At 65.9% G+C, this 6,361-nt stretch carries 8 protein-coding genes and 1 tRNA gene; 8 read left to right on the forward strand and 1 reads right to left on the reverse strand.

Going from position 1 to position 6,361, the window contains the following annotated elements:
- Window positions 1-768: glycosyltransferase (locus AAGI46_14710; protein ID MEM1013459.1), on the reverse strand; the 768-nt coding region annotated here is incomplete at its 3' end.
- 157 nt (window positions 769-925) lie between these two features.
- Between AAGI46_14710 and AAGI46_14715 the strand changes: the two genes are divergently transcribed.
- From AAGI46_14715 to rplI, 8 genes are all read left to right on the forward strand, one after another.
- Window positions 926-996, forward strand: a tRNA-Gln gene (locus AAGI46_14715).
- 100 nt (window positions 997-1,096) lie between these two features.
- The gene (locus AAGI46_14720) at window positions 1,097-2,104 is read left to right on the forward strand and encodes an NTP transferase domain-containing protein (GenBank protein ID MEM1013460.1); all 1,008 of its coding nucleotides are present in this window, start codon (window positions 1,097-1,099) and stop codon (window positions 2,102-2,104) included.
- Window positions 2,101-3,129 (forward strand): ribose-phosphate pyrophosphokinase, encoded by a 1,029-nt coding sequence (locus AAGI46_14725; GenBank protein MEM1013461.1) that lies wholly within the window; start codon window positions 2,101-2,103, stop codon window positions 3,127-3,129. Before AAGI46_14720 ends, AAGI46_14725 begins: the two co-directional genes overlap by 4 nt.
- Before the next feature lie 54 nt (window positions 3,130-3,183).
- On the forward strand, window positions 3,184-3,846 hold the full coding sequence (locus AAGI46_14730) for a 50S ribosomal protein L25 (GenBank protein MEM1013462.1): 663 nt from the start codon (window positions 3,184-3,186) through the stop codon (window positions 3,844-3,846).
- Between the two features lie 38 nt (window positions 3,847-3,884).
- Window positions 3,885-4,478, forward strand: a complete 594-nt coding sequence (gene pth, locus AAGI46_14735) for an aminoacyl-tRNA hydrolase (GenBank protein ID MEM1013463.1) — start codon at window positions 3,885-3,887, stop codon at window positions 4,476-4,478.
- Window positions 4,479-4,590: 112 nt separating this feature from the next.
- Window positions 4,591-5,046: a 30S ribosomal protein S6 gene (gene rpsF / locus AAGI46_14740; protein MEM1013464.1), complete on the forward strand. Its 456-nt coding sequence runs from the start codon at window positions 4,591-4,593 to the stop codon at window positions 5,044-5,046.
- Between the two features lie 60 nt (window positions 5,047-5,106).
- Window positions 5,107-5,640 carry a single-stranded DNA-binding protein gene (ssb, locus tag AAGI46_14745; protein MEM1013465.1) on the forward strand — a complete coding sequence of 178 codons (534 nt, stop codon included), beginning with the start codon at window positions 5,107-5,109 and terminating at the stop codon, window positions 5,638-5,640.
- Between the two features lie 125 nt (window positions 5,641-5,765).
- On the forward strand, window positions 5,766-6,361 hold a 596-nt coding region (rplI, locus tag AAGI46_14750; GenBank protein ID MEM1013466.1), incomplete at its 3' end, for a 50S ribosomal protein L9.

The following is a 6,361-nucleotide window of genomic DNA, read 5'->3' on the forward strand; positions in this document are numbered from 1 at the left end:
CCGCGTGACGTTCAGCGTCCAGCGGCTGGCGTTGTAGAACGCGCGGTGCTCCGCCGGCGGCAGGTGGTCGATTCGTCTGACGTTGCCCGGCCAGGCGATCGATGCCGGGTACATCGGCCCGGCCACACAGAACCGCCCGTCCGCCCACGCCTTCGCCGGTTCGAGCAGCAGCTGCTCGACCGCTGGCTGACGATCGCCGCTGTACGTGCCGAGGTAGGACAGGTCGTACTCCGTCGGCGTGTCGGCCGGGAAGTAAGCCTCCTGGTCGACGCTGCAGTAGAGCGGCAAGGCCTTGGGGCTGCCGAACTCGCGTTCGAGCACGTCCAGCGTCGGCCCGCCGGTGAAGCTGAGGTAGGCGGCGAACTTTGGAACGTTGGCCGGGTCGAGGTACTCGAAGTCGCCACGCCGAAGCTTGGCGAGGGTGACAGGCGTGTCGATGTCGTAAAACAGCACCGGCCCGGTGGCGGTGTTGAACGCCCAGCGAGCCACTGCGACGCCTTCCGGCACGTAGCTCCCGACGATCACGGAGTCGGCGTCACGCACCTCGGCCGCGTGCTCATCCAGCTCTGCAAGCGAGCGGTACAGCCGCGTCTTGCCAAACGGCGGCCTCGGCAGGTCGCGATGGTCGGCGTACCAGGGCTTGTCCCGCTCCAGAAACAGCACGTCATGCCCGCGTCGCACGAACTCGCGGACCAGTCCGCGGTACGTCGTCGCATGCCCGTTGCCCCACGACGAGGTGATCGACAACCCCAGGATCACCAGCTTCATCCGCGGCGACGGTAGTCGATGATGACCTGTTGATCGTCGCGACGATCGGCCTAGGCTCCGCACCCGTCGAGAGGCTCGCGATGCGAGTGGGTAGACGAGGCGGTCTCTTCACCCGCGACACTCGTCGCCTCTCGTCAACGCGTTGACAGACAACCACTACCCCGTGGTGTAACGGTAGCACAGCTGTTTTTGGTACAGCTAGTCGGGGTTCGAATCCCTGCGGGGTAATGCGACGAGGGAGGAAGGCGAAGGGATGAAGGAGGAGGGCCAGACAGGCCGCTCTACCTCTGGCCCTCCTCCTTCATCCCTTCGCCCTCCTCCCTTCTGCATGTCTCTCTCCGCCGTCATCCTCGCTGCTGGCAAAAGCACGCGGATGAAGTCGGCGTTGCCCAAGCCGCTGCACGAAGTGTGCGGCAAGCCGATGCTCGGGTGGCTCGTCGATGCCTGCATCCAGGCCGGGGCGGAGCGAATCGTGCTCGTTGTCGGGCACGCCAAGGAGCAGGTCATCGCCGGCATTCAGGCCGACACGCCGGCGGAGCATCGGGACAAGCTCGCGTTCGTCGAGCAGAGCGAGCAGCTTGGCACCGGCCATGCCGTCAAGGTCGCGGTGCCGGCATTGCCGGGTTCGGGCGAGGTGATCGTGCTTGCCGGCGACCTGCCTCTGGTCAGTGGAGAAGCTCTGTCGAAGCTCGTCGCCGATCACCGCGAGGCCGGGGCCGCCATGTCGCTGGCGTCGGCCAGGGTCTCCAACCCCTTCGGCTACGGCCGAATCGTCCGCGGTGACGACGGTGAGTTCCTCCGCATCGTCGAAGAGCTCGACGCCACCGACGAGCAGCGAGCGATCGACGAGGTCTTCCCGAGTGTCACCTGTGCCGGGGTCGGCGTGCTGGCGGACGCGCTCGGCAAGCTGTCCAACGACAACGCCAAGGGCGAGTACTACTTCACCGACCTCTTCGAGATCATCCGCAACGCGGGCGGACGCGTCATGGCCGTGCCGGCCCTCGGCGAGGACGACGTCATCGCGCCGAACAACCGGCACCAGCTCACGCTCGCCAATGCGGCGATGCAAGAGCGGCTGCAACACACGCTCGTCGAGACGTGCGACGTCTCGATCGTCGACCCGCGGACCACCTGGATCGAAGCGGGCGTGACGGCCGGTCGCGACACGGCCATCCTGCCTTTCAGCTTTGTCGGCGAAGGCGCAACGCTCGGCGCCGACTGCACGATCGGGCCGTTCGCCCGCATCGAGCCGGGCGGGATCGTCAAAGACGGCAGCATCGTCTCGGGCAACGTCAACCTGCCCGGCGCGATTCCTCAGGACGGAGGCCTTCCATGAGCACACTCACCACCGTTCGTCCCGACGAACCGGGTTTCGGCGACGGGTTCGGACACCGCGAGAACTTCGTCCTCTTCGCAGGCCGGGCCAACCAGCCGCTGGCGGAGAAGGTCGCCAAGTACCTCGACATCGAGCTGTCCAAGGCCGTCGTGCAGGCCTTTCCCGACGACGAGATCATCGTCAAGGTCGAAGACGACGTCCGCGGCAAGGACTGCTACATCCTCCAGCCGACCTGTGCTCCGGCTGGCGAGCACTTGCTCGAGTTGTTCATTTGGATCGACACGCTCAAGCGCGCCAGCGCCGGACGCGTCACGGCCGTGATTCCGTACTTCGGCTACGCCCGGCAAGACCGCAAGGACGAAGGCCGCGTCCCGATCACCGCCAAGCTGGTCGCCAATCTGCTCGAGCGGTCCGGCTGCGACCGCGTCGTCAGCGTCGACATGCACGCGGCACAGGTGCAGGGCTTCTTCGACATTCCCGTCGACCACCTCACCGCCGGGCCGGTCTTTGGAAGCTGGTTCGAGTCGCTGGGTATGAAGGGCGACCACGGCTGGGCGTTCGTCTCGCCCGACGTCGGCAACGTCAAGCGAGCCCAGATGTACGCCGACAAGCACGGCGGAACGCTGTCGATCATCGACAAGCGTCGCTACAGCGGCGACACCGCCGAAGCCGTCCACATCATCGGCGACGTCGAGGACAAGACCGTCGTCATGGTCGACGACATGATCTCGACCGCCGGCACCGTCGCCAGTGCGATGAAGATCCTGCGGGCGCACGGCGCGGGCGAGATCTTCATGGCCGCCACGCACGCCGTCCTTGCCGGGCCCGCCATCGAGCGGCTGGCCGACTGCGACTTCACGAACCTCGCCGTCACCGACACCATTCCGCTGGGCAACCGGGCCGACCCGATTCGGGACCGGCTGACGGTGCTGTCGGTCGCACCACTGCTGGGCGAGGCGGTCCGGCGGATCCATGAGAACAAGAGCGTCAGCGCCCTCTTTCAGGCGGGCGATCGGGCTCGCTAACTCGTCGCTGACTGCGATTTCTAACGACTTCAAGCACCTTTAAAGAGACTGAACATGAGCACTTCCCCTGTTGCACTGTCCGCCCAACCGCGCGAGCGGCTCGGCACCCGTGAAAGCCGTCGCCTGCGTCGTGACGGCAAACTGCCCGCCGTCGTCTACGGCCACGGCGAAGAGGCCCAGAGCGTCACGCTCGACCTCAAAGAAGCCGGCGACGCCATCAAGCACGGCGCACACCTGTTCGAGCTCAAGCTCGACGGCGGTGCCCAGCAGGTCCTGGTCAAGGACGTCCAGTACGACCACCTGGGCATCGAGATGCTGCACGTCGACCTCTTCCGCGTGAACCTCGACGAGGAGATCACCAGCGAAGTCGCCGTCGTGCTGACGGGCGACTCCAAGGGCGTGAAGGCCGGTGGCATCCTGACGCAGATGCGCGACTCGATCGAAGTCGTCTGCAAGGTGCGCGACCTGCCGGACGAGTTGTCGGCCAACGTCGCAGACCTCGACATCGGCGATGCGTTGCACGTGAGCCAGCTCACGCTGCCCGCCAACGTCTCGCTCCCGCCGAGCGATGCGGACTTCACGATCGCCATGATCGCCGCACCGAAGCTCAAGGGCGAAGACGTCGCCCCGGCCGACTCGAGCGAGCCGGAAATCATCGGCGAGAAGAAGGACGACGATCAGCCGGCCGGTGACGCTCCGGCGGGTGAGAAGGCCTAGGTCCGATGGTGGGCTGAGGCCTGTCCAACCGCGTCGTCATGAAACTCCTCGTCGGCCTCGGCAATCCCGGACGCGAGTACGCCCAGACCCGGCACAACGTCGGGTTTGAGGCGATCGACGTCCTTGCCGAGCGCTTGGCGTGGACGCCTGCGGGCGACTTCGATCGCCTGGCCCGACAGCGCTTCCAGTCGCTCACGTTCGAGGGCACGCTCGACACGTCCACCGGCAGCGAGAAGCTGCTGCTCATGAAGCCCATCACCTTCATGAATCTCAGCGGTCGGGCGGTGAAGGAGGCAATGAGCTTCTACAAGCTCACGCCGGCCGACCTGCTGGTCATCGTCGATGAGCTGGCCCTGCCGGTCGGCAAGCTCCGGCTCCGCAAGGACGGCTCGCCGGGTGGTCACAACGGCCTGAAGGACATCCAACGCGCCCTCGGCACGCCGGAGTACGCCCGACTCCGCGTCGGCATCGATCCGGCCCCGCCACCCGTCGCCGGCAAGGATTACGTGCTCGGCAAGTTCAGCCCGGAGCAACGCATCAAGATCGACAACGCGCTTCCGAAGGCGGCCGCGTGCTGCGTCACGTGGGTCGAGCACGGGGTGATGCGGGCGATGAACGAGTTCAACGGGTGACGACGCAGGGAGCTTTCCGGCCTACTCTCTCCGCCCGACTCCTCCTTCGCCGACGCCGTGTCGTCGGCAGCGGGACACGCGAGCCCGCTTCCACGAAGAAATCACCAACCAGATGTCCGACCAGCTCCGCAAATACGAAGGCCTGTTTCTCTTCGGCTCCTCCGCCTCGGCCAACAACGACGAGGCGATGAACGTCGTCCGCGGCTACATCGAAAAGCACGGCGGCAAGATCCACGTGCTCAAGAAGTGGGACGATCGCCGCCTCGCCTACGAAATCAAGAAGCAGAGCCGAGGCGTCTACTTCCTGAGCTTCTTCGAGGCCCCGCCAGCGGCTGTCGACCAGATCAACCGCGAGGTCAACCTCGGCGACCAGGTCCTCCGCTGCCTCATCACCGACGCCAGCCACCTGACCGCTGCCGAGGTCGAGGCCATGCAGCCGCAGAAGCCGCTGCCCCGCAAGAAGACCGAAGACGACGACGCGCCCGCCCCGCGTGCGCCCAAGTCCGACGACGCCGAGTCGTCCGACGACGCATCGGATGGTGACGACGACACCCCCAAGGACGAGTGATCTGCCGGCTGTGGCACTTCAGTGCCACTGTCTGCTCGCGACAGCTGCAACCCCTCTGCCATGGCCAGCTTCAACAAAGTCCTGCTGATGGGTAACCTGACCCGCGACCCGCAGTTGAAGTACCTGCCGAGTCAGACGGCCGTCTGTGAGTTCGGCATCGCCGCCAGCCGTAAGTTCCGCACGCAGGGCGGCGAGGACCGGGAAGAGGTCTGCTTCGTCGACTGCTCCGCCTTCGGCCGGACGGGCGAGGTGATCAATCAGTACATGCAGAAGGGGCGTCCGATCTTTGTCGAAGGCCGACTCAAGTTCGACTCCTGGGAAGACCGCCAGGGCGGCGGCAAGCGGAGCAAGCTCAGCGTCGTCGTCGACAACTTCCAATTCATCGGCGGCCGCGACGACGGCGGGGGCGGCGGTGGAGGAGGTGGCGGCGGCAACTACAACCGCGGCCGCAGCAACCAAGGCCCCTCCGACGACTACGGCAACGACCGCTCCGCACCACCCCAGCGACGCGAAGCCCCACAACGCCAACAAGCCCAAGCGAACGAACCCTTCGACGACGGCGAACAGTTCGGCGAAGACGACATTCCGTTCTAACCAGTAGGGTGGGCCCCGGCCCACCATCTGACTCCGAGGTGGGCCCGGGCCCACCCTACATCTGGCCTAACTGGCACCAACCGCCAGGACACGAGCCTCCCACAGGACTCCTGACCCCCAACACCATGTCCCGCATCTCCCGCAAGAAGAAGAAGGTCGCCGACCACGACGTCAAGTTGCTCCTCAACGAGACCATCCGCCACCTCGGCAAGGTCGGCGACGTCGTCAAGGTCAAGCCCGGCTACGCCCGCAACTACCTGATCCCCAAGGGCCTGGCCATCGCGCCGACCGCCAAGAACCTCGAGCGGATCGAAGAGAAGCGGAAGGAATACGAGAAGTTCGAGGCCGCCCTTCGCGAGGACCAGGCCGCCCTGCTGGCCAAGCTCGAGGGCAAGGAAGTCAAGCTCGTCCGTCGCGCCAACGAGCGTGGCGGCCTGTACGGCTCGGTCGGTGCGTCCGACATCGCCCACGCGCTCGGCGAGATGGAACTGTCGTCGCACAACAACGCGACCATCACGGCAGACGAGATCAACCTGCACGGCAAGATCGACCACATCGGCCGGGCCGAGGCAGACGTCCGCTTCACCGACGACCTGATGCGTGAGATCATCGTCGTGGTCGAGCCCGACGACGAGAGCCGCGAGTCGATCGAGGAATACGAGGCCGAGATCAAGGAACGCGAAGCCGCCTTCGCCGCCCAGGAAGCCGCCGAGAAGGAGAA

This window comes from Planctomycetota bacterium (assembly GCA_038746835.1).
In the GTDB taxonomy this organism is placed as follows: Bacteria; Planctomycetota; Phycisphaerae; order Tepidisphaerales; family Tepidisphaeraceae; genus JBCDKH01.

What these genes read in the sequence shown, in the direction of transcription:
- ssb (MEM1013465.1), top strand. Translation starts at nt 5,107, where the DNA reads ATGGCCAGCTTCAACAAAGTCCTGCTGATGGGTAACCTGACCCGCGAC.
- AAGI46_14720 (MEM1013460.1), top strand. Translation starts at nt 1,097, where the DNA reads ATGTCTCTCTCCGCCGTCATCCTCGCTGCTGGCAAAAGCACGCGGATG.
- AAGI46_14725 (MEM1013461.1), top strand. Translation starts at nt 2,101, where the DNA reads ATGAGCACACTCACCACCGTTCGTCCCGACGAACCGGGTTTCGGCGAC.
- AAGI46_14730 (MEM1013462.1), top strand. Translation starts at nt 3,184, where the DNA reads ATGAGCACTTCCCCTGTTGCACTGTCCGCCCAACCGCGCGAGCGGCTC.
- rpsF (MEM1013464.1), top strand. Translation starts at nt 4,591, where the DNA reads ATGTCCGACCAGCTCCGCAAATACGAAGGCCTGTTTCTCTTCGGCTCC.
- pth (MEM1013463.1), top strand. Translation starts at nt 3,885, where the DNA reads ATGAAACTCCTCGTCGGCCTCGGCAATCCCGGACGCGAGTACGCCCAG.